General features: G+C 69.9%; 23 protein-coding genes. 10 read left to right on the forward strand and 13 right to left on the reverse strand.

Annotated features, from left to right (window positions below; all coding sequences use genetic code 11):
• Positions 1-453 (reverse strand): Tat pathway signal protein, encoded by a 453-nt coding sequence (locus tag J3S20_RS16915; protein ID WP_216837691.1) that lies wholly within the window; start codon positions 451-453, stop codon positions 1-3.
• Positions 454-570: 117 nt separating this feature from the next.
• On the opposite strand from J3S20_RS16915, the gene J3S20_RS16920 reads away from it, so the two are divergent.
• Together J3S20_RS16920 and ilvD are read left to right on the forward strand one after the other, a co-directional pair.
• Positions 571-1,017: a hypothetical protein gene (locus tag J3S20_RS16920; protein ID WP_216837692.1), complete on the forward strand. Its 447-nt coding sequence runs from the start codon at positions 571-573 to the stop codon at positions 1,015-1,017.
• Positions 1,018-1,095: 78 nt separating this feature from the next.
• Positions 1,096-2,952, forward strand: a complete 1,857-nt coding sequence (gene ilvD, locus J3S20_RS16925) for a dihydroxy-acid dehydratase (RefSeq protein WP_216837693.1) — start codon at positions 1,096-1,098, stop codon at positions 2,950-2,952.
• Between the two features lie 123 nt (positions 2,953-3,075).
• On the opposite strand, the gene J3S20_RS16930 is transcribed toward ilvD, so the two are convergent.
• The 3 genes from J3S20_RS16930 to J3S20_RS16940 all read right to left on the reverse strand — a co-directional run bounded on the left by J3S20_RS16930 (position 3,076) and on the right by J3S20_RS16940 (position 3,944).
• Positions 3,076-3,282 (reverse strand): hypothetical protein, encoded by a 207-nt coding sequence (locus tag J3S20_RS16930; RefSeq protein ID WP_216837694.1) that lies wholly within the window; start codon positions 3,280-3,282, stop codon positions 3,076-3,078.
• 88 nt (positions 3,283-3,370) lie between these two features.
• Positions 3,371-3,526 carry a hypothetical protein gene (locus tag J3S20_RS16935; RefSeq protein WP_216837695.1) on the reverse strand — a complete coding sequence of 52 codons (156 nt, stop codon included), beginning with the start codon at positions 3,524-3,526 and terminating at the stop codon, positions 3,371-3,373.
• Positions 3,527-3,737: 211 nt separating this feature from the next.
• Positions 3,738-3,944, reverse strand: a complete 207-nt coding sequence (locus J3S20_RS16940) for a cold-shock protein (protein WP_216837696.1) — start codon at positions 3,942-3,944, stop codon at positions 3,738-3,740.
• Positions 3,945-4,274: 330 nt separating this feature from the next.
• Here J3S20_RS16940 and J3S20_RS16945 point away from each other — a divergent pair, with 330 nt between their 5' ends.
• The 3 genes from J3S20_RS16945 to J3S20_RS16955 all read left to right on the forward strand — a co-directional run bounded on the left by J3S20_RS16945 (position 4,275) and on the right by J3S20_RS16955 (position 7,003).
• The gene (locus J3S20_RS16945; protein ID WP_216837697.1) at positions 4,275-5,537 is read left to right on the forward strand and encodes a hypothetical protein; all 1,263 of its coding nucleotides are present in this window, start codon (positions 4,275-4,277) and stop codon (positions 5,535-5,537) included.
• A complete protein-coding gene (locus tag J3S20_RS16950) occupies positions 5,534-6,646 on the forward strand; it encodes a pyridoxal phosphate-dependent aminotransferase (protein ID WP_216837698.1) in 1,113 nt (370 codons plus the stop codon). The genes J3S20_RS16945 and J3S20_RS16950 overlap by 4 nt, the downstream gene beginning before the upstream one ends.
• A gap of 72 nt (positions 6,647-6,718) precedes the next feature.
• Positions 6,719-7,003, forward strand: coding sequence for a hypothetical protein (locus tag J3S20_RS16955; RefSeq protein WP_216837699.1), 285 nt, complete (start codon positions 6,719-6,721; stop codon positions 7,001-7,003).
• A 6-nt stretch (positions 7,004-7,009) separates the two neighbouring features.
• On the opposite strand, the gene J3S20_RS16960 is transcribed toward J3S20_RS16955, so the two are convergent.
• The 5 genes from J3S20_RS16960 to J3S20_RS16980 form a co-directional block, all read right to left on the reverse strand.
• Positions 7,010-8,215, reverse strand: coding sequence for a pyridoxal phosphate-dependent aminotransferase (locus J3S20_RS16960; RefSeq protein ID WP_216837700.1), 1,206 nt, complete (start codon positions 8,213-8,215; stop codon positions 7,010-7,012).
• Positions 8,216-8,224: 9 nt separating this feature from the next.
• A complete protein-coding gene (locus J3S20_RS16965; protein ID WP_216837701.1) occupies positions 8,225-9,211 on the reverse strand; it encodes a Bug family tripartite tricarboxylate transporter substrate binding protein in 987 nt (328 codons plus the stop codon).
• A 14-nt stretch (positions 9,212-9,225) separates the two neighbouring features.
• Entirely contained in the window at positions 9,226-10,194 is a 969-nt protein-coding gene (locus tag J3S20_RS16970; RefSeq protein WP_216837702.1) for a Bug family tripartite tricarboxylate transporter substrate binding protein, read from the reverse strand.
• A gap of 115 nt (positions 10,195-10,309) precedes the next feature.
• Positions 10,310-12,412: a hydantoinase/oxoprolinase family protein gene (locus J3S20_RS16975; protein ID WP_216837703.1), complete on the reverse strand. Its 2,103-nt coding sequence runs from the start codon at positions 12,410-12,412 to the stop codon at positions 10,310-10,312.
• Positions 12,409-14,052 carry a hydantoinase B/oxoprolinase family protein gene (locus tag J3S20_RS16980; protein ID WP_216837704.1) on the reverse strand — a complete coding sequence of 548 codons (1,644 nt, stop codon included), beginning with the start codon at positions 14,050-14,052 and terminating at the stop codon, positions 12,409-12,411. The genes J3S20_RS16975 and J3S20_RS16980 overlap by 4 nt, the downstream gene beginning before the upstream one ends.
• Before the next feature lie 94 nt (positions 14,053-14,146).
• On the opposite strand from J3S20_RS16980, the gene J3S20_RS16985 reads away from it, so the two are divergent.
• On the forward strand, positions 14,147-15,034 hold the full coding sequence (locus J3S20_RS16985) for a LysR substrate-binding domain-containing protein (protein ID WP_216837705.1): 888 nt from the start codon (positions 14,147-14,149) through the stop codon (positions 15,032-15,034).
• A 6-nt stretch (positions 15,035-15,040) separates the two neighbouring features.
• On the opposite strand, the gene J3S20_RS16990 is transcribed toward J3S20_RS16985, so the two are convergent.
• The 4 genes from J3S20_RS16990 to recF form a co-directional block, all read right to left on the reverse strand.
• Entirely contained in the window at positions 15,041-16,321 is a 1,281-nt protein-coding gene (locus J3S20_RS16990) for a DEAD/DEAH box helicase (RefSeq protein WP_216838142.1), read from the reverse strand.
• A gap of 116 nt (positions 16,322-16,437) precedes the next feature.
• Entirely contained in the window at positions 16,438-16,650 is a 213-nt protein-coding gene (locus tag J3S20_RS30300; RefSeq protein WP_216837706.1) for a DUF4287 domain-containing protein, read from the reverse strand.
• 10 nt (positions 16,651-16,660) lie between these two features.
• Entirely contained in the window at positions 16,661-19,135 is a 2,475-nt protein-coding gene (gene gyrB, locus J3S20_RS17000; RefSeq protein WP_216837707.1) for a DNA topoisomerase (ATP-hydrolyzing) subunit B, read from the reverse strand.
• Between the two features lie 136 nt (positions 19,136-19,271).
• Positions 19,272-20,540, reverse strand: coding sequence for a DNA replication/repair protein RecF (gene recF, locus J3S20_RS17005; protein ID WP_216837708.1), 1,269 nt, complete (start codon positions 20,538-20,540; stop codon positions 19,272-19,274).
• Here recF and J3S20_RS17010 point away from each other — a divergent pair.
• The 4 genes from J3S20_RS17010 (at position 20,539) to gorA (ending at position 24,238) form a co-directional block, all read left to right on the forward strand.
• Positions 20,539-20,937: an OmpA family protein gene (locus tag J3S20_RS17010; protein WP_216837709.1), complete on the forward strand. Its 399-nt coding sequence runs from the start codon at positions 20,539-20,541 to the stop codon at positions 20,935-20,937. The two genes, recF and J3S20_RS17010, sit on opposite strands and share 2 nt — an antisense overlap.
• A gap of 126 nt (positions 20,938-21,063) precedes the next feature.
• Positions 21,064-21,300, forward strand: coding sequence for a hypothetical protein (locus tag J3S20_RS17015; RefSeq protein WP_216837710.1), 237 nt, complete (start codon positions 21,064-21,066; stop codon positions 21,298-21,300).
• A 65-nt stretch (positions 21,301-21,365) separates the two neighbouring features.
• Positions 21,366-22,844, forward strand: a complete 1,479-nt coding sequence (gene gabD / locus J3S20_RS17020; protein WP_246602959.1) for an NADP-dependent succinate-semialdehyde dehydrogenase — start codon at positions 21,366-21,368, stop codon at positions 22,842-22,844.
• A gap of 5 nt (positions 22,845-22,849) precedes the next feature.
• Positions 22,850-24,238 (forward strand): glutathione-disulfide reductase, encoded by a 1,389-nt coding sequence (gene gorA / locus J3S20_RS17025; RefSeq protein WP_216837711.1) that lies wholly within the window; start codon positions 22,850-22,852, stop codon positions 24,236-24,238.
• Positions 24,239-24,280: the final 42 nt, after the last annotated feature.

Here is a 24,280-nt window from a genome sequence, read left to right on the forward strand (position 1 = left end):
CTAGAGGCCGAAGCGCACGCCGGCGCGGCTGGATGGCCGCAGGCGGTCGGCGCAATCCGCCACATCGGCGCCGCCGATGCGGCAGGCCAGCACCTCGTTCACCAGCAGGCGGCTGATGCGGTCGCAGGGCAGGCCGGCGAGGTCGAAAAGCCGGACGGCGGTGCGGCCGGCGCCGATCGGCGCCAGCTCCACCGCGGCGCGGCGGGCGATCTGGCCATCGCCGCCGAAGACCACGAGATCCAGCCGCAGCGCCGCGATGGCGGCGGCGCCGGGCGCATCATTCTCCACCATCATCCAGATGCGGCAGCCCTCATTGGGGGCGGCGACCGGCTCCAGCCGGTTCAGCTCCAGCGGCAGGGCAGGCGGGGGGGCCGGCTGCGCCGCGGCCGGCAGGGCCGGCAGCAGCGCCGCGAGGACCAGGGCGCGCCGCGCGAGGGCTGATGCGAGAGACATGAATCCAGTTCCTCAATCCGCCCCCTGCATCGCACATATGAGAATGACTCGCAATCACACTTCCCCGATCGCCGCCGACGGACCATGCTGGCGCGCCCACCCGAGGAGACGCGCCGCATGTCCGAGGCCTTCCGCGAAACCCACCTGCCGGGGCTGGCGCCGCCGGAATCCCTGGTGGTCGCGGCGCTCCGCGCCTGGATGGCGCCACGGCCCCGCGCCGCCGGCCCGCAGCCGGACTGGCAGCGGATGCTGGCCCTGGCCGGGGTGCAGCCGGCCGGGGCGCTGGGCTTCGGGCTGCTGATGTCCGTCCTGCGGCGCGGCGCGGTGCGCCCGCTGGATGTGCGGCCCTGCGGCGGGCCGGGGCTGGGCCGGGACGAGTCGGTGCTGCTCGACCTGGTGGCGGCGCTGCAGCGCGGCGATTGCCTCTCGGCCATCGGCGGCCTGTCCGAATGGCTGGCGCCGGGCGACCTGCGCCCCGCGCTGCGCGGCGCCGAGATTTTCGCCCGCCACACCGCGGCGGCCGGCCTGCATCTTGTGGAGGAAGGCGCCTGCGTCCTGCATTGACGCCTGCCGTCTGGCCGGGCTTGCGCGCAGCCGCTAAAAGCGCCGGCCGAGCATCGCAAGCCAGGACGCGCCAAGACCATGCCGCAATACCGCAGCCGCACCACCACCCATGGCCGCAACATGGCCGGCGCGCGGGGCCTCTGGCGCGCCACCGGCATGAAGGATGGCGACTTCGGCAAGCCGATCATCGCGGTGGTCAACAGCTTCACCCAGTTCGTCCCCGGCCATGTCCACCTGAAGGACCTCGGCCAGATGGTGGCGCGGGAGATTGAGGCGGCGGGCGGCGTCGCCAAGGAATTCAACACCATCGCGGTGGATGACGGCATCGCCATGGGGCATGACGGCATGCTCTACAGCCTGCCGTCGCGCGACCTGATCGCCGATAGCGTGGAATACATGGTCAATGCGCATTGCGCGGATGCCATGGTCTGCATCTCCAACTGCGACAAGATCACGCCGGGCATGCTGATGGCGACGATGCGCCTCAATATCCCGACCATCTTCGTCTCCGGCGGCCCGATGGAGGCCGGCAAGGTGGTGCATCGCGGCCAGAAGCGCAGCGTCGACCTGATCGACGCCATGATCGCGGCCGCCGATTCCAGCGTGACGGATGAGGAAGTGGCGGTCATCGAGCGGTCCGCCTGCCCGACCTGCGGGTCCTGCTCCGGCATGTTCACCGCCAATTCGATGAACTGCCTGACCGAGGCGCTGGGCCTGGCACTGCCCGGCAATGGCACGGTGGTGGCGACCCATGCCGACCGCAAGCGCCTGTTCCTGGAGGCCGGGCGGCGCATCGTCGAGATCACCCGCCGGCACTATGAGACCGAGGATTTCGCCGTTCTGCCGCGCAACATCGCCACCCGCACCGCCTTCGAGAATGCGATGACGCTGGACATCGCCATGGGCGGGTCGACGAACACGGTGCTGCACCTGCTGGCCGCGGCGCATGAGGGCGGCGTGGACTTCACCATGACCGATATCGACCGCCTGTCCCGCCGCGTGCCGGTGCTGTGCAAGGTGGCCCCCTCCGTCGCCAATGTGCATGTCGAGGACGTCCACCGCGCCGGCGGCATCTTTGGGATCCTCGGCGAGCTCGACCGCGCCGGGTTGATCGATACCTCGGTCAGCCGGGTGGATGCGCCGACGCTCGCCGAGGGCCTGCAGCAATGGGATGTGACGCGGACCGCCGATGACGGCGTGCTCGAGTTCTTTAAGGCCGCGCCGGGCGGCGTGCCGACCCAGGTGGCCTTTAGCCAGGCCGAACGCTGGGAGAGCCTCGACCTGGACCGCGCCAAGGGCGTGATCCGCGCGCGCGAAAATGCCTTCTCCGCCGATGGCGGCCTGGCCGTGCTGGCCGGCAATATCGCGGTGGATGGCTGCATCGTGAAGACGGCCGGCGTCGATGCCTCCATCCTCACCTTCACCGGCCCGGCCAAGGTCTTTGAAAGCCAGGACGCCGCGGTGGAGGGCATCCTGGGCGGCAAGGTGGTGGCAGGGGACGTGGTGGTGGTGCGGTATGAGGGGCCGCGCGGCGGGCCGGGCATGCAGGAGATGCTGTATCCGACCAGCTACCTGAAGTCGAAGGGCCTCGGGAAGGTATGCGCCCTGGTCACCGATGGGCGCTTCTCCGGCGGCTCCTCCGGCCTGTCCATCGGCCATCTCTCGCCGGAAGCCGCCGAGGGCGGCCCGATCGGGCTGGTGGAGGATGGCGATATCATCGAGATCGACATCCCCAACCGCAGCATCCAGCTGAAGGTGTCCGAGGATGTGCTGGCGCAGCGTCGCGCCGCGATGGAGGCCAAGGGCGAGGCCGCCTGGCAGCCCGCCAGCCCGCGCAAGCGCCAGGTTTCCACTGCGCTGCGTGCCTATGCCGCCATGGCGACCAGCGCCGCCCGCGGCGCGGTGCGCGACCTGGGCGCGCTGAAGCGGCGCTGAGTCGGGAGAGGAAAGGGGAGACTGCGCCGGCGATCCGTCCCTGCGGACGGATCTGCTGCGCAAGGGGCTATCGGCCGCGCAGGCCGGGATCCGTTCCGACAGGGCGTCGGAACGGCGCGGAAGTCAGGCGAGGATGCCCTGCCGCATCTGGCTTTCGCGGATGATCCGCTCATGCCCGTCGCGGGCATTCTTCACCCGGTATTCGCGGTCCAGCGCATCATTGGGAAGCTGCCGCACGACGGTGTAGGTGCCGGAGGGGGCAGAGCCGTCGAAGCGGCCCGGCACGAATTCAATGCGCTGGCCGACGATGTAGCGGTGCTGCGGAGGCATGCGGCGATCCTCACGGGACGGGGGCATGCCCTGGCGGAAGGCGCCAGGGCAGGACGATCAGGCAGCCCGCGCGCCCTGCGTCCTTGGTTCAGCCGATCCGGTCCAGCACGATGCGGCGGATTTCCTCGCGCGTGAGGCTGGAAATCACAGGGCCGGCACTGGCTTGGTTGGCCGGCTGGTTTTGGGTGATGGACCCGTTGGAATGGAGGAGACGGGTCGAGGCTCGGTCGTAGGAAGTCTGCACTTGGTCCTTTGGGCAGTCCCCGATGGCGATGCCACCGTGCTGCGGATGATGAGGCTATCGCGTGACGCGCCAGGGTTGCGTCAGGCGGTCGGTGCCACCCCGCGGGGCGGCGGTGGAATGGCGGAAGCGGCGGGCGCCGAAGCTCCCGCCCTTTCACCGCGTGTCGTCCGGGGCAGCCCTGGGCCACCCCGTCCGCTTCAGTCCTGCTTGATCAGGCCTGCTTCAGGTTGCCGGCAGAGACCTTGCCCTGCTGGCCATGCTGCAGCTCGTACTGCAGCTTGTCGCCCTCGCGCGGCTCCTGCAGGCCCGAACGCTGCACGTCGGAGATGTGCAGGAACACGTCCTTGGAGCCGTCCTCAGGCTGGATGAAGCCATAGCCCTTGGTCGCGTTGAACCACTTGACGGTGCCGATCGGCATGGATGAGATCCGCTTCGTAAACAGAAAGACCGCCTTGCAACATCGCAGGGCGGATCAGACTTAACGGGAAACGGACAGCAGGCTCGGCGCTCGATCGGAGCAAAGAGAGCAGGCCGAACCGAACAAGGCTGACGCGAGCTTATATGCGCCCGGGATGGCCAAACTGCAACCTGAATCGCGGTCGCCCTCGATTAACCTCGCATTCGTCGCGATTGGCGCGGCTTTCCACGACGATAAGGTTTATTTTGCGGCCGAACCGGCGACATCAAGGCGCCACCCCGCGGCACAAGCGAAGCAGCTGACTGGACACACCCTTCATGACGGATGGCCATGACCGCCGATGACGCCGCGCCGCGGCTTAGCCTGCCGCCCGGGCCGCGCTTCGCGGCCGTCGGCGCCGAATTCGTGCGGGGCGCCGGGGCCGCAGGGGGGATCGAGGCCCGGCTGGCGGATCGCCTGGCGCTGATCGCGGAGGAAGTGCTGGCCGCCAGCCCCCCGGGCGCCGGCCCGGTCAGCCTGGCGCTGCACGACCGGCGGCATGCGGTGCGGCTGGAACTCGGCTTCCCGACCGCGGATCTCGACCTCGCGGGGCTCGACCAGGCGCGGATGCGGGATCCGGAGGATGATGCCGTCGGCCTCTACCTGGCCGCCCGCCTGGCGGACCAGCTGACCACCGAACCGGTGGGGCGCAGCGGCCTGCTGCTCGGCTTCAACCTGGCGCGCGGCTATGCCCCGCGCAGCCTGGATCCGCCGCCGCCCGGCCTCGGCCCGCTGGCCGGCGCGCCGGTGGACCCGGACGATGCGACTCTGGCCCTGCTGGTGGATTGGGCGGAGGCCGAGGGCCTGGGCGGCGCCGGCTTCCGCATCGCGCCGCGCGTGCTGGACCAGCGCGCGGCGGGCGAGCTTTTCGCCCGCGTGGCGCTGGATGCGCGGCGCCGGCCGATCGGCGGCCTGCTCTGGCAACCCTTCGGCCGCCGCATGATGGCGCTTTCCGGCCCCGCTCTGCTGCTGCCGCCGGGCCCGGCGTGCGAGGCCTTGGCGATCGCGCTGCTGGATGCCGCGCTCGGCGCGCTGGCGCGCGGCAGCATCCAGGGCCTGGTGGTGCTGGACGCGGCGCCGGACATGCCGCGTGATGCCTTCGAGGTGGTGGGCCACCTGCCTGATGCCGCGGGCACCCCGCAGCCGGTGCTGTTCCGCGCGCTGGAGGAAGACCCGGGCGGCATCGCCTGGGTGCCGCCGCTGCTGCGCGACTGGGTGACGCGCAGCGTGCGCCGGCTGGGCCTAGGCCGGGACCTCGGCGAACCGCCGCCCCCGGGGCGCGCCACCGGCGCTGTCATGGCGGCAGAGACGGATCGTGCCGCCGGGCGCGTCACGCTGCGGCCGCTGCTGGCAGCGGGCGATGCGGCCGCGGTCGCCGCGGGCAATGTGGCGCTGTTCCGCGGCCAGGGTTTCGGGCAGTTCCGCGCGGTGCTCGACCTCGGCCAGCCGGGGCATGCGGCCTTCGCGGAGGGGCTGGTGCAGGCGGGCCTCGCCCCCGCGGCGCTGATCCCCGATGCGGCGGGCGACCTGCTGCTGCTGGCCGCCCTGGAATGAGCGGCTTCGATCTGGAGCGGCTGGTGCCGGCGCATGTCGCCAGCTTCCAGGCCTATGTGCCCGCGCCGCCGGACGACGTGCTGCTGCGCCGCTTCGGCGTGACGCATCTGCACCGACTGCACAACAACGAGAACCCGCTGGGCCCGCCGCCCGCGGCGCGGGAGGTGCTGGCCCGCTGGGACCCGGCGCAGGCCGCGATCTACCCGCAGGGTGATGGTTGGCACCTGCGGCGCGCCATCGCCGCGCAATTCGGCCTGGAGGCGGAGCAGGTGATCCTCGGCAATGGCGCCAATGAGGTGATCGGCTTCGTCATAAAGGCCTTCTGCGAGGCCGGCTGCAACATCGTCACCGCCGACCGCACCTTCGCCGTCTATGAATGGCTGGCGAGTTTCTCGGGCATCGAGCCGCGGTTGGCGCCGCTGCGCGCGGATGGCTTCGACGAGGCGGCGCTGCTGCGCGCGATCGATGCGCAAACGCGCGTGATCTTCCTCTGCAATCCGAACAACCCCACCGGCAGCTGGTGGGACCATGCGCGGCTGGAACGCTTCCTGGAAGCCGTGGATGGCCGCGCCATCGTGGTGGCGGACGAGGCCTATGCCGAATATGCCGAGGCGCCGGGCTTCCCCGACAGCTTCGCCCTGATGGCGCGCCACCCGAACCTGGTGGTCTTCCGCACCTTCTCCAAGCTCTGGGGCCTGGCGGGGCTGCGCATTGGCTGGATGGCGGCCGCCCCGGCCGTGGCGGCGACGGTCCGCAAGATCAGCATCAGCTACAGCGTCAATCTGCTGGCGCTGGAAGCGGCGCGGGCATCGGTCTGGGACACGGCGCATCTGGCCGCGACGCGCGACCATGTGCGCCAGGGCCGCGCCGGACTGGCCGCGCTGGCGGCGCGGCTGGGCCTTCCGCTGCTCGACGGCATCGGCAATTTCGCGATGCTGCGCCTGCCCATGCCCGATACGGTGGCGCATCGCCGCCTGATGGCGCGCGGCGTCATGGCGCGCGCCATGACCAGCTTCCGCTATCCCGGCTGGCTGCGCGTCTCCTTCGGCAGCGCCCCCGCCATGGCCGCCTTCGCCGAGGCGCTGGAGGCGGTGCTGGCCGAGGTCTGATCCGCCTGCGGCATTTGATTTGCCGCCCCGCCGCCCATGGGGGATGACGGCCGCAGCACCGAGGAGACGCCCATGCCCGCACGCGAAGACCTGCCCGAATCCGGCTGGCTGCCAGTGGCCGCGCTGGATGACCTGGAGCAGAAGCGGGAGAAGGCGAGCCGGGAGGCGGCGGAGCGCCTGGTTGCGATGCCGCCGCGCGCCCGGGTGCTGGAACTGATGCGCCGGACCGCCGGCAAGGCGGGGGAGGAGAAGCTGCGCCCCGCCGACCTGCGTGAGATCCTCGCCAGCTTCGCCGGCGAGGAACTGCCGGAGGAGGCGGCGCTGGCCGAGATGTTCCCCGATCTGCTCGGGGAATAGCGCGCCTCAGCGCAGCCCTTCGCAGAAGCGGCGGATGCGAGCGCAGGCATCCTCCAGCTGCGCATCGGCGGCGGCGAAGCTGATGCGGAAATGGCCGGGGAACATGAAGGCGGTGCCGTTCACCGTGGCCACGCCCTGTTCCGTCAGCAGCGCGAAGACGAAGTCCCAGTCATTGGTGATCTTCGTCCCTGCCTCCGTGGTCATCCCGATGCAGGCGGTCATGTCCGGAAAGGCATAGAAGGCGCCTTCCGGCAGGTGGCAGCGCAGATGCGGCGTGGCGTTGAGGGAGGCGACCACGCGGTTGCGCCGCGCCTCATAGACCTGGCGCATCGCCTCCGTCGCATCCTGCGGGCCTTCCAGCGCGGCAACGGCCGCGGCCTGGGCGATGGAGCAGGTATTGGAGGTGGATTGCCCCTGCAGCTTGTCCATCGCCTTGATCAGATGCCGCGGCGCGCCGCCGAAGCCGATGCGCCAGCCGGTCATGGCGTAGGATTTGGAGCAGCCGTTCATGGTCAGCGTGCGCTCGCGCAGACGCGGCTCCACCTGCGCGAAGGTGGTGAAGCGGCGGCCGTCGAAGACCAGCTTTTCGTAGATATCGTCGGTGAGGATGTGGACCTGCGGATGCCGCAGCAACACGTCGCATAACCCGCGCAGTTCCTCCGCGCTGTAGGTCGCGCCGGTCGGGTTCGACGGCGTGTTCACGATCAGCCACTTCGTCTTCGGCGTGATCGCTGCCTCGAGCTGCTCCGGCGTCAGCTTGAAGCCCTGGTTGGGACCACAGGGCAGCAGCACGGGCGTACCATCCGCCAGGCCCACGATATCCGGATAGGACACCCAGCAGGGGGTGGGGATGATCACCTCGTCCCCGGCATTGATGGTGGCGATCAGCGCGTCGTAGATCACCTGCTTGCCGCCAGTACCCACCAGGATCTCGTCCGGCGCATAGTCCAGCCCGTTGTCGCGCTGGAATTTCGCGGCCACCGCGCGGCGCAAGGCGAGGGTGCCAGAGATATCGGTGTAGCGGGTCTGGTTGTTGCGGATGGCGGCGATCGCCGCCTCCTTGATGTGCTCGGGCGTGTCGAAATCCGGCTCGCCGGAGGAGATGGCGAGCACATCCTTGCCCTCCGCCTTCAGCGCCTGGGCGCGCTGGCGCATGGCCGTGGTCTGGGAAGGGGAGATGCGGTTCAGCCGGTCCGCGATGACGTCACTCATGTCGATTCCTCAGCGCGCCAGGTTCAGCCGGGCGCGAACAACGATGTCCTTGAATTTGCCGAACTCGCCCGCGATGAAGGCGCCGGTGGTCTCGGGCGTGCTGTCGCTGACCGCGTCGATGCCGGCAGTGGCAAGGCGTGCCTTCACCTCGTCCATCGCCAGCACGCGGTTGGCCGCCGCGTTCAGCCGCGCGACGATGGCGGGCGGCATGCCCTTCGGGCCGAGCATGACGTTCCAGGTGGAGGCCTCGAATCCCGCGAGCCCCGCTTCCTGCATGGTCGGCACATCGGGCAAGAGGGGGTGCCGCGCGACGCTGCCCATGCCGATGATGCGGAACAGCCCGTCCCGCGCCGCCGCGGCCAGCGAGCCCAGCGGTTCCCAGCCGTATTGCACCTCGCCTTTGGTCAGCGCCTCCACCAGCGGTGCGCCGCCGCGATAGGGCACATGCTCGGCCTGCAGCCCGCCGGCCGAGAGGTTCATCAGCTCGCCCGCCAAGTGCCCCACGCTGCCCGATCCGGAACTGCCCCAGCTCGCGCGGCCCGGATTGGCGCGCAGCCAGGCGATCAGCGCCTGCGGGTCGCGATGCGGCGAATCCTTCGGCACCGCCAGCGCGATCGGCGCGCGGCCCAGGATGGCGATGGCGGAGAAATCCGCGATGGGATCATAGGGCGTGGTGTCCGGCTGCAGCGCCGGCACCGTGCCGTGGGTGGAGGGCGTGCCGAGCAGGATGGCATGGCCATCCGCCGACGCGCGCTTCACGAAATCGCTGCCAATGACGCCGCCGGCGCCGGCGCGGTTTTCCACCACGATGCGCGCGCCGGCGCCGATCACCGGCGCCATCCGATCCGCCACGAGCCGCGCCAGCAGGTCTGCCGACCCGCCGGCGGGGAAGGGGATGGTGAAGCTGATCACGCGATCCGGCCAGGCGGGCTGTGCGCGCGCGGTCGCGAAGGGCGCCGCGCTCAGCGCGGCCAGGGCAAGGCGGCGTGTCAGCATTTCACGAAAATCCTTCAGATGGTGATGTTCTGGCTGCGGATGATCTCGCCCCATTTGGCGAGCTCCTCCGTCCAATAGGTGTCGAGCTCCGCCGGGCTGCTGCCGATGATCTCCACCGCCATCGTCGTCAGCCTTTCCTTCGTCGCAGGATCCTGCAGCGCCTTCTGCAAGGCGGCCGAAAGCCGCGTCACGATCGGCGCCGGCGTGCCTGCGGGCAGCAGCATGATGACATCGGTGGAGGAGGCAAAGCCGGGCACGCCGGATTCCGCCAGCGTCGGGATGTCATTGGCGAATGCCGAACGCCGCGCCGTGGAAACGCCGAGCAGCTTGAGCTGGCCACTGGCGCGGAAGGGCAGGCAGGTGACCATATCGACGAAGGACATGGCGACTTCGCCTGCCAGCAGGCCCTGCACGGAAGGGCCGCCGCCGCGATAGGGCACATGCAGCAGCCGCGTGCCGGACTTCGCCTGGAACAGCTCCGCCGCCAGGTGGCTGCTGGCGCCGATGCCGGCGGAGGAATAGGTCACCTCGCCCGGCTTGCCCTTCGCATAGGCGACGAATTCCGCAAGGCTGTTCACCGGCACGGAAGGATGCACGCACAGCACCTGCGCACTACGCGCCACCAGGCTGACGCCGGTGAAGGCGGCGCGGTTGTCGTAGGGCAGGTTGCGGATCAGATGCGGCGCAATGGCATAGGTGCTGTTGGTGCCCAGCAGGAAGGTGTAGCCATCCGGCCGCGACCGCGCGACATGGCCATGGCCCAGCGTGCCGGATGCGCCGCCGCGATTGTCCACCACCACGGGCTGGCCGAGATCCGCCGCCATGGCCTGCGCGATGACGCGCCCCATGACATCGGTGGAGCCGCCCGCGGCCCAGGGGATCACCAGCGTGATCGGGCGGTTGGGGAAGACCTCCTGCGCCGAGGCTGATCGCAGCGCAGGCAATGCCAGGCCGGCGGCCAGCAGGGTACGACGTGTCGCCATGGTCCATCTCCTATTCGCCGTCGTCATGCGACGGGGGTGGTGCCGCGATGCTTGCGCATCTCCCTGTTTTGGCGCCGCGCTTCTTGTGGCGCGGCGTTGTGGAGTATGAGCCCGGTCAGGGCAGTTCGACGACCAGATTCCGGAAGCGATCCACCGAGACTTTCGCATCCGGTCCGATGACGCAGGTGGATTCGCGTTCCTCCACCAGCGCGGGGCCGGTGAAGCTTGCGCCGGGGGCCAGGGCATAGCGGTCATAGACGTGGCAGGGGCGCCAGCCGAGGCCCTCGAACAGCACCTCCCGCACCCCGCGCGCGGCCTTCGCGGCATCGGTGAAGCTCTCGGTCGCGGTATTGGCCACCTCGGCGAGCTGAATGTCGCGCCCCGGCGCAAGGCAGGCGACGCGCCAGGACAGCGCCTCGATCGGCAGGTCGGTCAGCGCGCGGCCGAAGCGTTCGCGATAGCTTTCGAAGAAGTTTTCCCGGATGGCGGGCAGGTCCGCCGCGCTCAGCTTCATCGAAGGCAGCCTCACGGGAATCTCGAATCCCTGGCCGACATGGCGCATATCGGCGGCGGCCACGGCCGTGATCTGGTTCGGATCGGCGCCGGTCTCTAGCAGCAGCGCGCGTCCTTCCGCCTCCATCTGCGCCAGCAGCCCGTTCACATGCGCCCAGTCCAGCCGTTCCAGCCGGCCGACATGGCTGCGCACCAGATCGGTGGCGGGCGGCGCGACGAGGAATCCGAGCGCCGAGGCGACGCCGGCCCCCAGCGGCACCAGCATGCGCTTCATCTTCAGCAGGCGTGCGAGATCGTAGGAATGCACCGGCCCGGCGCCACCGAAGGCGATCAGCGTGTAGCGACGCGGATCGCGCCCCTTCTCCGCCAGATGCATGCGCGTGGCGGCCGCCATCGTCTCATCCACGATACGGCGGATGCCGAGGGCGGCCATGTCGCGCTCCACGCCCAGCTTCTTCGCGATGCCGGTCTCGATCGCGCGCTGCACCGCATTCGGGTCCAGCGCCATCTCCCCGCCCAGGAAGTACTTTGGGTCCAGCCGTCCAAGCACCAGGTCCCCGTCGGTGACGGTTGGCTCCGTGCCGCCGCGGCCGTAGCAGATCGGCCCCGGCTTGGCGCCCGCGCTGCGCGGCCCGACCTTCATCAGGCCGGATGCCTCGTCGACGCGGGAGATGGAGCCGCCGCCGGCGCCGATCTCGATCATGTCGACGACCGTCACCTTCAGCGGCAGGCCCGAACCCTTCTGGAAGCGCCGCACGCGCCCCGCCTCGAAATCGAACTTCCGGTCCGGCGCCGCATTCTCCACCAGGCACATTTTTGCGGTGGTGCCGCCCATGTCGAAGGACACGACATGCATCTCGCCGGTGAGGCGCGCGAGGAAGGAGGCGGCCATGGCCCCCGCCGCCGGGCCGGACTCGATCAGCCGGATCGGGAATTCCTTCGCATCCCGCACCGCCGCGATGCCGCCGCCCGAAAGCATGACATGCAGCCGCCCGACGAAGCCGAGCGCGGCCAAATCCGCCTCCAGCTTGTCCAGATAGCGGCGCATCAGCGGCTGCACATAGGCATTGGCGCAGGCGGTGCTGGTGCGCTCGAATTCACGGATCTCCGGCGCGACGCGGGAGGACAGCGACAGCGGCAGGTCCGGATACATCTCCGCCACGATGGCGCCGGCGCGCACCTCGTGCTGGTCGGCGTGATAGGCATGCATGAAGGCGATGGCCAGCGCCTCGATCTTCTCGACCTCGACCAGCTGCTTCACTGCATCGCGCACCGCCTGCTCGTCCAGCGGCAGCAGCGTCGCGCCATGCACGTCGATGCGTTCCGGAATCTCCAGGCGCCGATGCCGCGGCACCAGGGTGGGCGGCGCTTCCAGATACAGGTCATACAGGTCGTAGCGCGTCTCGCGGCCGATCTCGATGACGTCGCGGAAGCCGGCGGTGGTCAGCAGGCCGACGGTGGCGCCGGTGCGCTCGATGATGGTGTTGGTCACCAGCGTGGTGCCGTGGACGATGCTGTGCAGGTCGGCGGGCTTCAGCCCCGTCTCCTCCAGCAGCCGCATGGTGCCGGCGATAATCGCCTCGCTGGGATCGTCCGGCGTGGTCAGCCGCTTGCCGGTCGCGACCAGCTTGCGGACCGGATCATGCAGCACGAAATCCGTGAAGGTGCCGCCGACGTCGACGCCAATGCGCGCAGTCCCGCTCATGCCTTCACCCCGTAGTCACGCATGGCCGCCTCTTCGGTGATGTAGCCGTCGCGGATATCCGCGCGCACGGCGTCAGGGTCCCGCTGCTTCGGATCGCCGAAGCCGCCGCCACCCGGATAGAGCAAGGTCACGCGCCGCCCGGTCTCCACACTGGTGCGCGATTTCGGATGCGGCCTGGTGCCGTCATCGATGGCGATCACCGCAGGCGCGCCCGGCCCGCCGCCGAGCAGGCCCTCGGCCGGATGGTCGCGGCGGTCGGACAGCAGCGAGAGCCGCACCGCGGCCGGCGTGCGTACCTCGATCTCCGCCTCCTGCCCCAGCCCGCCGCGGAAGCGTCCGGCCCCGCCGGAATCCGCGCGCAGTTGCTTCCGCCAGACCAGCAAAGGCGCAACGCTTTCATAGGCCTCGATGGAGCCGGCGCCGACATTGGTCGGGAAGGCCGTGGTCGGCAGGCCGTCGCGATGCGGGCTCGCGCCCATGCCGCCGCTCGCGAAAAGAACCTGCGAGAAGCGGTCGCCATTCTGGTCCATGCCGCTGAACAGCGCGCGCATCGTCGGCGCGCCACCGCATTCCGCCAGCACCTTGTCCGGCAGAACATCCGCCAGCGCCTTGTAGATCGCGCCCGCCAGCAGATGCCCCGTCAGCTGCCGCGCGCTGCAGGGCGCGGGGAAGCGCGGATTGAGGATCGAACCCTCCGGCGCCGCGACGGTGATCGCCTGGTAGCTGCCCTCGTTGCGCGGCGTGAAGGGATCCAGCGCGCATTTCACAGGATAGACCGAATAGGCATGGGTGTAGTTCAGCACGCAGTTGATGCCGCGATCGATCTGCGGCGAGGTGCCGGCGAAATCGATATGCATCGTCTCGCCCGTCACCGTCACGGCGCAGACGATGCGCGTGACCATGTCGTCAAAACCGTCGGCCTCGATGGTGGCGTTGTAGGTGCCGTCCGGCACCTGCGCGATGGCGCGGCGCATCGCCTGGTCGGCACGAATCTGCAAAGCCTCAGACAGGCCCTGCAGGTCCTCGAGGCCGGTATCCTCCAGGAATTCGGCCAGGCGGCGCACCGCCACCTCATTCGCCACCACCTGCGCTTCCAGGTCGCCCATCACGGGGCCGGGGATGCGCACATTGGCGGAGAGCAGCTCCACCAGATCCTCGTTGCGCTGCCCCGCACGGAACAGGCGCGAGGGCGGGATGCGGATGCCTTCCTCGAAGAGCTCGCGGCAATCCGCGGACCACAGCGCGCCGCCGACATCCGGCGAATGCGCGATGGACCCCGCGAAGCCCACGATCTTGCCCTTGTGGAAGATCGGCGAGACCGCGGTGAAGTCCGGCAGGTGGCCCGTGGCGAGGAACGGATCGTTGGTGATCACGCAATCGCCCGGCTGCCAGGTCTCGATCGGAAAGCGCGCCAGAAAGTGCTTCGTCGTCTTCGGCAGGATGCAGGAGAAGGAGGCGATGCCGCCGGTATTTTCCGAGATGGAGTCGCCCTTCGCGTCCATCAGCACCGTCGCGAAATCGTTGGACTCGCGGACGATGGTGGAGAAGGCGGTGCGCAGCAGGCCCGTCGCCGCCTCATCGGCGATGGAGATCAGCCGGCTCCAGTAGACCTCCAGGGTGATCGGATCGAAGGACTCCAAGGGACACGCCTTTCCCGCTCTTGCGACGGAAACGCTAGGCGCGGCGTAACAACTCGTCCAATATCAAACGCATCTGTATTGAGAGGGGCAAGATATGGAAATGCGGCATCTGCGCTACTTTGTCGCGGTGGCCGAGGAGCTGCATTTCACCCGAGCCGCGCGCCGCCTCGGCATGGCGCAGCCGCCACTGAGCCAGCAGATCCAGCAGCTGGAGGCGGAACTCGCCACGCCGCTGTTCGAACGCGGCACCCGCCGCGTGGCGCTGACGGAGGCCGGCCGCATGCTGCTGCCGGAGGCCCGTGCCACGCTGGAACAGGCCGCCCGCGCGGTCCTGGTGGCGCGGCGCGCCGGGCGGGGGGAGATCGGCGAGCTGCGCATCGGCCTCTTCGCCTCTGCCCCGCTGCTGCCGGTCTTCACCGAGGCCGTGCTGGGCTTCCGGCGCCGCCTGCCGGATGTGCATCTGGCGCTGCAGGAAAGCCCGACGCTGGAACAGGTGGATGCGCTGCGCCGCGGCGCGCTGGATGCCGGCTTCCTGCGCTGCCCCTCCGCCGCCGACATCCCCGGTGACGTCGCGGCGGTGGAGCTGCTGCGGGAGCGGCTGGTCGCGATGATGCGGGAGGATCACCCGCTGGCGCGCGACCAGGGGCCCCTACCGATCGCGGCCCTGGCCGAGCAAAAACTGATCTTCTTCGCGCGCTCCGTAGGCACCACGCTGCATGCGCAATTCGAGGCGCTGTGCCGCGCCGCCGGCTTCACGCCCGACATCACCCAGACAGCCCGGGAAAATTCGACGCTGATCGGCCTGGTCGCCGCCGGCTTCGGCATCGCGGTGATGCCGGCCTCGCTGGCGCAGATCCGCGTGGCGGAGGTGACGCATCGGGAGCTGGCGGAGCCGGGTGCCACCACCAGCATCTGGCTCGCCACGCCGCGCGGCCGGACCTCCGCCCTGGCGCGCGTCCTGCTGGACTGCGCCGGGGCGTGAGGGGTCTCAGGCCGCCTGCGCGGCCTGGCGTGCCGCCAGCTTCTCTTCCTCGGTCCAGACCTTCCGCTCGCGCTTCTGCTGCGGCTTGATCTCCTTCACCGGTCCGCCGCCCAGCACGGGCGGGGGCTGCGTCGAAAGGCGCGCGGCTTCCGAATGCCAGGGGTGATCGCCCTGCACCTCCAGCGCGCGGCCGATCTCGCGCTCCACCTCGCGCAGCCAGGCGCGCTGTTCGGCATCGCAGAGCGTGATGGCGATGCCGCTGCGCCCGGCGCGGCCGGTGCGGCCGATGCGGTGGACGTAGCTTTCCGGCAGGCTCGGCACGTCGTGGTTGAAGACATGCGTGACGGTGTCGACGTCGATGCCGCGCGCCGCGATGTCGGTGGCCACCAGCACCTGCGCGGACCCGGCCCGAAAGGCCTCCAGCGCACGTTCCCGCTGGCCCTGGGACCGGTTGCCGTGCAGCGCCTCGGCCGTGATGCCGGCCTCGGTGATGAAGGCACACACCTCGTTGGCGATGGTCTTCTGCAGGGTGAAGACCACGGCCTGGCCGATGCCCGGCGCCTGCAGCAGCGCCAGCAGGGCCGCGCGCTTGTCGGCGGCCTCGACAAACATCACGGATTGCGCGATCCGGTCGACGGTGGTGGAGGGCGGCGCGATCTGCACCGTCTCGGGCTTGCGCAGCAGGCTCTCGGCCAGTGCCGCGATGGCCTTGGGCATGGTGGCGGAGAAGAGCAGCGTGTGCCGGTCCTGCGGCAGCGTCGCCACGATGCGCTCGATCGGCTTCGCGAAGCCCATGTCGAGCATCTGGTCGGCCTCGTCCAGCACCAGTGCCTCCAGCTGCGAGAGGTCGCAATGGCCCTGCTCGATCAGGTCCAGCAGGCGGCCCGGCGCGGCCACGATGATGTCGACGCCGGCCTTCAGCGCATTCACCTGGTGGAAGGGGCTGACGCCGCCGAAGATCGTCGTCACCCGCAGCGGCAGGTGGCGGCCGAAACTGGCAAAGCCGTCGGCGATCTGGGAGACCAGCTCGCGCGTCGGCGCCAGCACCAGCACGCGGGCGCCGCCGGTGGGCGCCGGGCGCGGCGTGGCGGCCAGGCGATGCAGCAGCGGCAGGGCGAAGGCGGCCGTCTTGCCGGTGCCGGTCTGCGCCATGCCCAGCAGGTCGCGCCCTTCCAGAAGCAGCGGGATGGAGCGCGCCTGGATAGGGGTGGGGGTGGCGTAGCCCTCCTCGGCCAGCGCGCACAGCAGGGCGGGCGCGAGGGACAGGTCGGCGAAGGTCATGGACATGGTCACGCGGCGCCTCCGGCGCTCGATAAGGCTGCGCCGATTGAGGCTTTGCGGGTTTGGGAAGCCGGGGCTTTACGGGCGATGCTGCACTGCGTCAATCTGCAGGCCGGCGCGCCTCAGCCCTTCGGGGCCGCCAGGACATGCGCCACGATGGCATTGGCATGGCCGTGGCCCATGCCGTGCTCGGTCTTCAGCATGGCCACCAGCTCCATGTGCCTGGCCGGCAGGCGCTGGCGCACCAGCTCCTGCCAATGCGCGATGGGCTTGCCATAGGTCTTCTCGATCGAGGGGAAGTAGGAGGCTGGCCCCTTGGTCGGTTCAGTGGCCACGGCGCATGCCTCACACGTCGAGATTGGCGACCTTCAGCGCGTTCCCCACGATGAATTCGCGGCGCGGCTCCACCACGTCGCCCATCAGCGTCGAGAAGACCTGCTCCGCATCCTCCACATCCTCCACCCGCACGCGCAGCAGCGTGCGCACGGCGGGGTCGAGCGTGGTCTTCCAGAGCTGGTCGGGGTTCATCTCGCCCAGCCCCTTGAAGCGCTGGATGGTCAGGCCCCGGCGGCCCTGGGTCAGCACGCGGTCGAAGGCGAGCAGCGGGCCGTGCTGCGTCGTCTCCGTGCTGTCAAAGGCGAGCATCGCCGGCCCCTGCGCATAGTCGCGGGCAAAAACCTCGCGGCGCTCGTCGAGCCAGCGCGCCTCGGCGCTGCGCAGCGCCGCGGGGTCCAGCGCGTGGCGCTCCGTCACGCCGCGCACCACGCGGAACAGGTTGAGGCCGGAGGCATCGGCGGTGGCCTTCCAGCCGCGCTCGGAAGGCGGTGCCAGCGCATCCAGCCGCTGCGCGAGCAGCGCCGCGCCGGCCAGCGCCCGGTCCACATCCGGCGTCAGCGCGCCGGCGACGGCCGCCTGCTCGATGATGCCGGCGGGCACCTGCGTGGCCAGCCTGCGGATGCGGGACGCCACCTGGCGCAGCCGCTCCACCTCCTCATGCAACTCGTCGCCGGCAAGCGTCCGCCCATCGGCAAAACGGATGCGCGCGCCCGAAAGCGCCTTCTCCAAAAGAAAGTCCTCGAGCGCCCGGTCGTCCTTCAGGTAGCGCTCGTCATTGCCGCGCTTGGCGCGATACAGCGGCGGCTGCGCGATATAGAGGTGCCCGCGCTCGATCAGCGACGGCATCTGCCGGAAGAAGAAGGTCAGCAGCAGGGTGCGGATGTGGCTGCCGTCCACGTCGGCGTCCGTCATGATGACGATGCGGTGGTAGCGCAGCTTGTCGGCGGAGAAGCCGCCGCGATCCTCGGGCCCCGTGCCGATGCCGGTGCCGAGCGCCGTGATCAGCGTGCCGATCTCGGCGGAGGACAGCATCTTGTCCATCCGCGCGCGCTCGACATTCAGGATCTTGCCCTTCAGCGGCAGGATCGCCTGGAATCGCCGGTCGCGGCCCTGCTTGGCGGAGCCACCTGCGCTGTCACCCTCGACCAGGAAGATTTCCGACTTGGCCGGGTCCTTCTCCTGGCAATCGGCCAGCTTGCCCGGCAGCGTGGAGATATCCAGCGCGTTCTTGCGGCCGACCTTGTCGCGCGCCAGCTGCGCCGCCTTGCGGGCGGCGGCCGAGAGCACGACCTGCTCCAGCACCAGCTTGGCTTCCTTCGGATGCGTCTCGAACCAGTGGGACAGCGCATCGGCCACCGCCACCTGCACCACCGGCTGCACCTCGGAAGAGACCAGCTTGTCCTTGGTTTGCGAGCTGAACTTCGGATCCGGCACCTTCACCGAGAGCACGGCCGTCAGGCCCTCCCGCATGTCGTCGCCGATCAGCTCGACCTTTTCCTTCTTCGCCAGGTCCTCGGCGTATTTCATCACGATGCGCGTCAGCGCCTGTCGGAAGCCGGCCTGGTGGCTGCCGCCGTCGCGCTGCGGGATGTTGTTGGTGTAGCAGAGCGCGACTTCATGCGGGCTGGAGTTCCACCACATCGCCAGCTCGACGCGGATGCCGTCCGTTTCCTTGCTCACAAGGCTGATCGGCGGCTTGAAGATCGGCTCCTTGCTGCGGTCCAGCCATTCGACGAAGGCGATGAGGCCGCCCTTGAACTCGAAGTTGGCTTCCACCGCCGGCACGTGCCGGTCGTCGCGCAGCGAGATCTTCAGCCCGGAATTCAGGAAAGCCAGCTCCCGCAGGCGGCGTTCCAGGATCGGGTATTCGTATTCGGTCTTGGTGAAGGTCGTGGCCGCCGGTTTGAAGGTCACCTGCGTGCCGTGCATGTGCGCGGACTCGCCGGTGATGGTCAGCGGCTGCACGGTATCGCCGTGCTCGAAGCGGATGAAGTGCTCGCGGCCGTCGCGCCAGATCCGCACCTCCATCCATTCGGACAGCGCATTCACCACCGCGGCGCCGACGCCGTGCAGGCCGCCCGAGACCTTGTAGCTGTTCTGGTTGAACTTGCCGCCCGCATGCAGGCGGGTCAGCACCACCTCGGCGGCCGAAACGCCTTCCTCGGCATGCATGTCCACCGGAATGCCGCGCCCGTCATCGGTGACGGTGACGCTGCCATCGCCGTTCAGCACCACGTCGCAGCGGGTCGCGAAGCCGGCCTGGGCCTCGTCCACCGCATTGTCGATGATCTCGAAGGCCATGTGATGCAGGCCGGAACCGTCATCGGTATCGCCGATATACATGCCCGGCCGCTTGCGCACGGCCTCCAGCCCCCGCAGCACGGTGATCGAGGCGCTGTCATAGGTATCGGCACCCGGATTCGGGTCGCCGCCCCCGGAGGCCGGGGTATTGGGCGGATTGGCGCGCGCGGCGGCGTCGGACATGCCGGCGGAGGCTCCTGACTGTGGCTTGAAACCCCTCTGATACAGGGATTCGCGCGGGTTAAGGCACTAGACTCTATAGCCGGAAATCGCTGGATTTGCCATGCGGCATCCTTGGATGGGCCTGGGGAGGGGTGGGTCAGGCCGGCAGCAAGCCCTCCGGCGTCGCGGCAAAGCTTTCCGCCACGCCCTGCAGGGGGGCGAAGACCTCGGCATCGGTGCCGGTCAGGAAGACCTGGGCCGGCAGCTGGGCCAGGGCGGCATACAGCGCCTCCCGCCGCGTCGCATCCAGATGCGCCGCCACCTCGTCCAGCAGCAGCAGCGGCGCGAAGCCCCGGGCGGCGCCGATCAGTGCGGCATGGGCCAGCACGACGGAGACCAGCAGCGCCTTCTGCTCCCCGGTGGAACACAGTGCCGCCTCGAGCCCCTTGGGCAGGTGCACCAGGTCCATGTCGGTTCGGTGCGCCCCCTGGGCGGCGCCGCCCGCCGCGGCATCCCGCGCCCGGCTGGCGGCCAGGCCCGCCCGCAGCTGGTCCTCCACCGCCAGGGCCGGCGCCTGGTCCAGCGCGGCCGCGATCGGGCAGACCAGGTCGAGCCGCGCGGCCGGGAAGGCGCCGGTGGCGGTGCCGGCCGCCAGCAGCAGGTTCAGCCGCTGGCCGAGCGACCGCCGCGCCGCCACGGCCGCCACCGCATGCCGCGCCATGGCATCCTCCAGCGCCGCCAGCCAGCCGGCATCCCGGCGGCCCTCGGCCAGCAGCCGGTTGCGCCCGGCCATGGCCGTGTCATGCGCCGCCACTTCCCGCGCATGGCCGGGGTCCAGCGCCCAGACCAGCCGGTCCAGGAAGCGCCGGCGGCCGGAGGCGCCTTCCTGGAACAGCCGGTCCATCTGCGGCGTCAGCCAGACCGCGGCGGCTCGCCCGGCCAGCTCCGCCTGGTTCTTCGCCGGCTCGCCATCCACCAGGTATTTGCGGCGGCTGGAATCAGCGGCCTCGCCCATCGTGCCGGTGCCGATTTCGGTGGGGCCGTCCGGCCCCTCGAAGGCGCCGAAGGCGGCCCAGGGGCGGGCAGGCTCCCCGGCGCTGCGCCGCCCGATCTCCCCGGCCCGCGCGCCGCGCAGGCCGCGGCCGGGGCCGAGCAGGCTGATCGCCTCCAGCAGATTGGTCTTGCCCACGCCATTCGCGCCCGCGATGGCGACGATGCGGCCCGCGAAACGCTGCTCGAAACTGGCATAGGACCGGAAATCGGTGAGCCGGAGGCGCGTGAGGCGCAGCGTGGGGGCGGGGGTCAGAGGCGGAATTCCCGGCAGAAGGTCCCGGCTGGCGGCCTGGGCTGGGATTAGGGCGAACGAAGGCGGAACGTCAAGCCGGCGGCTGGCCAGGGGCGACGGGGCGTGGGATGGCCTGGGCATGCGCCTGCTTCTGCTGCCCATCCTGCTGCTCCTCGCCCCCATGGCTTCGGCGCAGACCCTACCGCCCGCCTGCCTCTTCCCGCGCGGCGGCATCATGCTGGATGAGCCCTGCCACGACCTGCTGGCCGGCATCGCGCGGGACTGGCAGGCGGCGCGCGGCGGCGGCGCGGCGCCCGTCCTCATCGTGCAGGGCTTCGCCCAGGACCAGCAGGGACCGCGCCTCGACGGGCTGCTGAGCCGGCGGCGGGCGGAGGCGGTGGCAGAGGAATTGCAGCGCCTGGGCATCCCGCGCGACAGCATCGAGATCACCACCCCGCCCGCCGAGCCGCGGGACCTTCACAGCCGGCTCGACCCGCATAGCCGCCGCGCGGAGATTTTGGTACGCGCCAAGCCGTGATCGATCCAAGCCCCTGCGACCCGGCAGCGGCTGCGCCGTGCCCGCGCCCATCAATTTCCCGTCGCATGCCATCCCGCCCCGGCCAGCCACGTTGAAGGGGACCAACGACGTCCAGAAGGGCATGCCATGGCCACGCTGCAGCAGTTGAACCCGCCGCTTCCGATGACCACGCCGCATGGCCCGGGCCTTGCGCATTTCCTGCTCGACTATGGGCCGGAGAGCCACCTCATGTGGGTGGTCTTCCTGGATGCCGATGGCGCCTGCTGGACGGTGCCGAACCCGGAAATCCGCATGGCCAACAACTGGTCGCTCGGCCGCCGCCCGAAGCCCCGGCCCACCGCCGTCGTGCCGCTGACCGGCTGAGCCGCCCCTGACATCGGTGGCGCGAAGCTCTATCTTCGGCACCTACCGAGGGAAGGAGCGCCGATATGCTGGACGTCACGGCCAAGCTGCCGCTGAAGGACTCGGACCTGTTCCGCCAGGCCAATTGCATCGGCGGCCAATGGATCCAGGCGGATAGCGGCAAGACCATCGCCGTGCGCAACCCCGCGACCGGGGAGGTGATCGGCGAGGTTCCGGCGCTGGGCGCCGCCGAGACGCGCCGCGCCATCGAGGCGGCCCATGCCGCGCTCGCCGGCTGGCGCGCCATGCTGGCCAAGGACCGCGCCGCCATCCTGCGCAAGTTGTTCGAATTGATGCTGGCGAATACCGACGACCTCGCTGCCATCATGACCGCCGAGCAGGGCAAGCCGCTGGCCGAGAGCAAGGGCGAGATCGCCTATGCAGCCAGCTTCATCGAATGGTTCGCCGAGGAAGGGAAGCGCATCTACGGCGATACCATCCCGCAGAATGCCAAGGGCCGCCGCATCCTGGTGCTGAAGGAGCCGATCGGCGTCTTCGCCGCCATCACCCCCTGGAACTTCCCGGCGGCGATGATCACGCGGAAAGCGGGTCCCGGCTGGGCCGCGGGCTGCACGGGGGTGATCCGCCCCGCCTCCCAGACCCCCTTCAGCGCCCTGGCGCTGGCGGTGCTGGCGGAGCGCGCCGGCATGCCGCCCGGCGTCTGCAACATCATCACCGGCCCGGCCGGCGAGACGGGGGGCGAGCTCACCTCCAACCCGCTGGTGCGAAAGCTGTCCTTCACCGGCTCCACCGAGGTCGGCCGCAAGCTGCTGGCGCAATGCGCGCCCACCATCAAGAAGACCTCGATGGAACTCGGCGGCAATGCGCCCTTCATCGTCTTCGACGATGCGGATCTGGATGCCGCGGTGCAGGGCACCATCGCCTCCAAGTACCGCAACACCGGCCAGACCTGCGTCTGCGCCAACCGCATCCTGGTGCAGGACGGCATCTTCGACGCCTTCACCCAGAAGCTGAAGGCGGCGGTGGAGGCGCTGAAGGTGGGCAATGGCATGGAGCCGGGGGTCACCCAGGGCCCGCTGATCAATGCCGATGCCGTGGCGAAGGTGGAGGAGCATATCGCCGACGCCACCGCCAAGGGCGCCAGCATCGTCACCGGCGGCAAGCGGCATGAGCGCGGCGGCAATTTCTTCCAGCCGACCATCCTGGCCGATGTGCCCCCCGGCGCCATGGTCTTCCGCGAGGAGACCTTCGGCCCCGTCGCCCCCCTGTTCCGCTTCAAGACGGAGGAGGAGGCGGTGGCGCTCGCCAATGACAGCGAATTCGGCCTGGCCGCCTATTTCTACTCCCGCGACATTGGCCGCATCTTCCGCGTGGCGGAGGCGATCGAGGCCGGCATCATCGGCATCAATGAGGGCATCATCTCGACCGAGGTCGCGCCCTTCGGCGGCGTGAAGCAGAGCGGTCTGGGTCGCGAAGGCTCGAAATACGGGATCGAGGATTACCTCGAGATCAAGTATCTGGCCCTTGGCGGCATCGGGACCTGACCACCATGGCCTACGACTTCGACCTCTTCGTCATCGGCGGCGGCTCCGCCGGCGTGCGCTGCGCCCGCATCTCGGCCGGCCACGGCGCCCGGGTGGGCGTGGCGGAGGAGCGGTTCTGGGGCGGCACCTGCGTCAATGTCGGCTGCGTGCCGAAGAAGATCATGGTGAACGCCACCGAATACGGCCAATGGGCGGAAGACGCCGCCGCCTTCGGCTGGGACCTCGAGGTCAAGGGCCATGACTGGGCCAGGCTGGCAGAGGCGCGGAACCGGGAGGTGGCGCGCCTGTCCGGCATCTATGGCAAGTTGCTCGCCGGCAATGGCGTCACCACCTTCGATGCCCGCGCGAAGTTCCTGGATGCCCATACCCTGCAGGTGGGCGAGCAGCGGGTGACGGCGGAGCGGATCCTGATCGCCACCGGCGGCACGCCGCAGCGGCTGGAGATTCCGGGCGCGGAGCTTGGCCTGATCTCGGACGACCTCTTCACCCTGAAGGCGCTGCCGAAGCGCGTCGTGGTGATCGGCGCCGGCTATATCGCGCTGGAATTCGCCTGCATCCTGCGCGGCCTGGGGGCGGAGGTCGATGTGATGTACCGCGCTGCCCTGCCGCTGCGTGGCTTCGACGACGATATCCGCACCGCGGTGGTGGAGGCGCTGCAGGGCCAGGGCATGCGCCTGAACCCCGATGTCTCGCCCACCCGCATCACCCAGGTGAACGGCCACCTGATGGTCGCCATGTCGAACAACTTCATGCGGGAGGCCGATGCCGTCTTCTTCTGCACCGGGCGCAGCCCGAACACCGCCGGCCTGGGGCTGGAGGAAGCTGGGGTCGAGACCAATGCATCCGGCGCGGTGGTGGTGGATGAGGATCACCGGACCAGCCAGGCGCATATCTACGCCCTGGGCGATGTGATCGACCGGGTCAACCTGACCCCCATGGCCACCGCCACCGGCCATGCCCTGGCCGATACGCTGTTCGGCAACAAGCCGCGCAAGGCCTCCTACGACGATGTGCCGACCGCGGTCTTCACCAACCCGCCGATCGGAACCGTCGGCCTGTCCGAGGCCGAGGCCGCGGCGCGCGGGCCGGTCGATGTCTATGTCACCCGCTTCACCCCGATGCGCCACACCATCAGCGGCCGGCAGGGGCGCCGCACCCTGATGAAGCTCGTCGTCTGCCAGAAGACGGACAAGGTGCTGGGCGCCCATATGCTGGGGGAGGATGCGGCCGAGATCATGCAGGGCATCGGCATCGCCGTCCGCATGGGGGCGACCAAGGCCGATTTCGACCGCACCATCGGCATCCATCCGACGGCCGCCGAGGAATTCGTCACCCTCCGCACCCGGGCGCGGGAGGCGGGGGTGCAGCCGCCCAGCCAGCAGGCGGCCGAATAGGCCGGAGTTTCACAAGCCGGCTCCTGGCGCTAAGCTTGCGGC

It is taken from the genome of Falsiroseomonas tokyonensis, from assembly GCF_019024325.1.
GTDB lineage: Bacteria > Pseudomonadota > Alphaproteobacteria > Acetobacterales > Acetobacteraceae > Falsiroseomonas > Falsiroseomonas tokyonensis.

Excerpts from the sequence above, each read along its gene's own strand:
- J3S20_RS16915 (WP_216837691.1), bottom strand. The coding sequence starts at position 453 with ATGTCTCTCGCATCAGCCCTCGCGCGGCGCGCCCTGGTCCTCGCGGCG.
- J3S20_RS16920 (WP_216837692.1), top strand. The coding sequence starts at position 571 with ATGTCCGAGGCCTTCCGCGAAACCCACCTGCCGGGGCTGGCGCCGCCG.
- ilvD (WP_216837693.1), top strand. The coding sequence starts at position 1,096 with ATGCCGCAATACCGCAGCCGCACCACCACCCATGGCCGCAACATGGCC.
- J3S20_RS16930 (WP_216837694.1), bottom strand. The coding sequence starts at position 3,282 with ATGCCTCCGCAGCACCGCTACATCGTCGGCCAGCGCATTGAATTCGTG.
- J3S20_RS16940 (WP_216837696.1), bottom strand. The coding sequence starts at position 3,944 with ATGCCGATCGGCACCGTCAAGTGGTTCAACGCGACCAAGGGCTATGGC.
- J3S20_RS16945 (WP_216837697.1), top strand. The coding sequence starts at position 4,275 with ATGACCGCCGATGACGCCGCGCCGCGGCTTAGCCTGCCGCCCGGGCCG.
- J3S20_RS16950 (WP_216837698.1), top strand. The coding sequence starts at position 5,534 with ATGAGCGGCTTCGATCTGGAGCGGCTGGTGCCGGCGCATGTCGCCAGC.
- J3S20_RS16955 (WP_216837699.1), top strand. The coding sequence starts at position 6,719 with ATGCCCGCACGCGAAGACCTGCCCGAATCCGGCTGGCTGCCAGTGGCC.
- J3S20_RS16960 (WP_216837700.1), bottom strand. The coding sequence starts at position 8,215 with ATGAGTGACGTCATCGCGGACCGGCTGAACCGCATCTCCCCTTCCCAG.
- J3S20_RS16965 (WP_216837701.1), bottom strand. The coding sequence starts at position 9,211 with ATGCTGACACGCCGCCTTGCCCTGGCCGCGCTGAGCGCGGCGCCCTTC.
- J3S20_RS16970 (WP_216837702.1), bottom strand. The coding sequence starts at position 10,194 with ATGGCGACACGTCGTACCCTGCTGGCCGCCGGCCTGGCATTGCCTGCG.
- J3S20_RS16975 (WP_216837703.1), bottom strand. The coding sequence starts at position 12,412 with ATGAGCGGGACTGCGCGCATTGGCGTCGACGTCGGCGGCACCTTCACG.
- J3S20_RS16985 (WP_216837705.1), top strand. The coding sequence starts at position 14,147 with ATGGAAATGCGGCATCTGCGCTACTTTGTCGCGGTGGCCGAGGAGCTG.
- J3S20_RS16990 (WP_216838142.1), bottom strand. The coding sequence starts at position 16,321 with ATGTCCATGACCTTCGCCGACCTGTCCCTCGCGCCCGCCCTGCTGTGC.
- gyrB (WP_216837707.1), bottom strand. The coding sequence starts at position 19,135 with ATGTCCGACGCCGCCGCGCGCGCCAATCCGCCCAATACCCCGGCCTCC.
- J3S20_RS17010 (WP_216837709.1), top strand. The coding sequence starts at position 20,539 with ATGCGCCTGCTTCTGCTGCCCATCCTGCTGCTCCTCGCCCCCATGGCT.
- recF (WP_216837708.1), bottom strand. The coding sequence starts at position 20,540 with ATGCCCAGGCCATCCCACGCCCCGTCGCCCCTGGCCAGCCGCCGGCTT.
- J3S20_RS17015 (WP_216837710.1), top strand. The coding sequence starts at position 21,064 with ATGGCCACGCTGCAGCAGTTGAACCCGCCGCTTCCGATGACCACGCCG.
- gabD (WP_246602959.1), top strand. The coding sequence starts at position 21,366 with ATGCTGGACGTCACGGCCAAGCTGCCGCTGAAGGACTCGGACCTGTTC.
- gorA (WP_216837711.1), top strand. The coding sequence starts at position 22,850 with ATGGCCTACGACTTCGACCTCTTCGTCATCGGCGGCGGCTCCGCCGGC.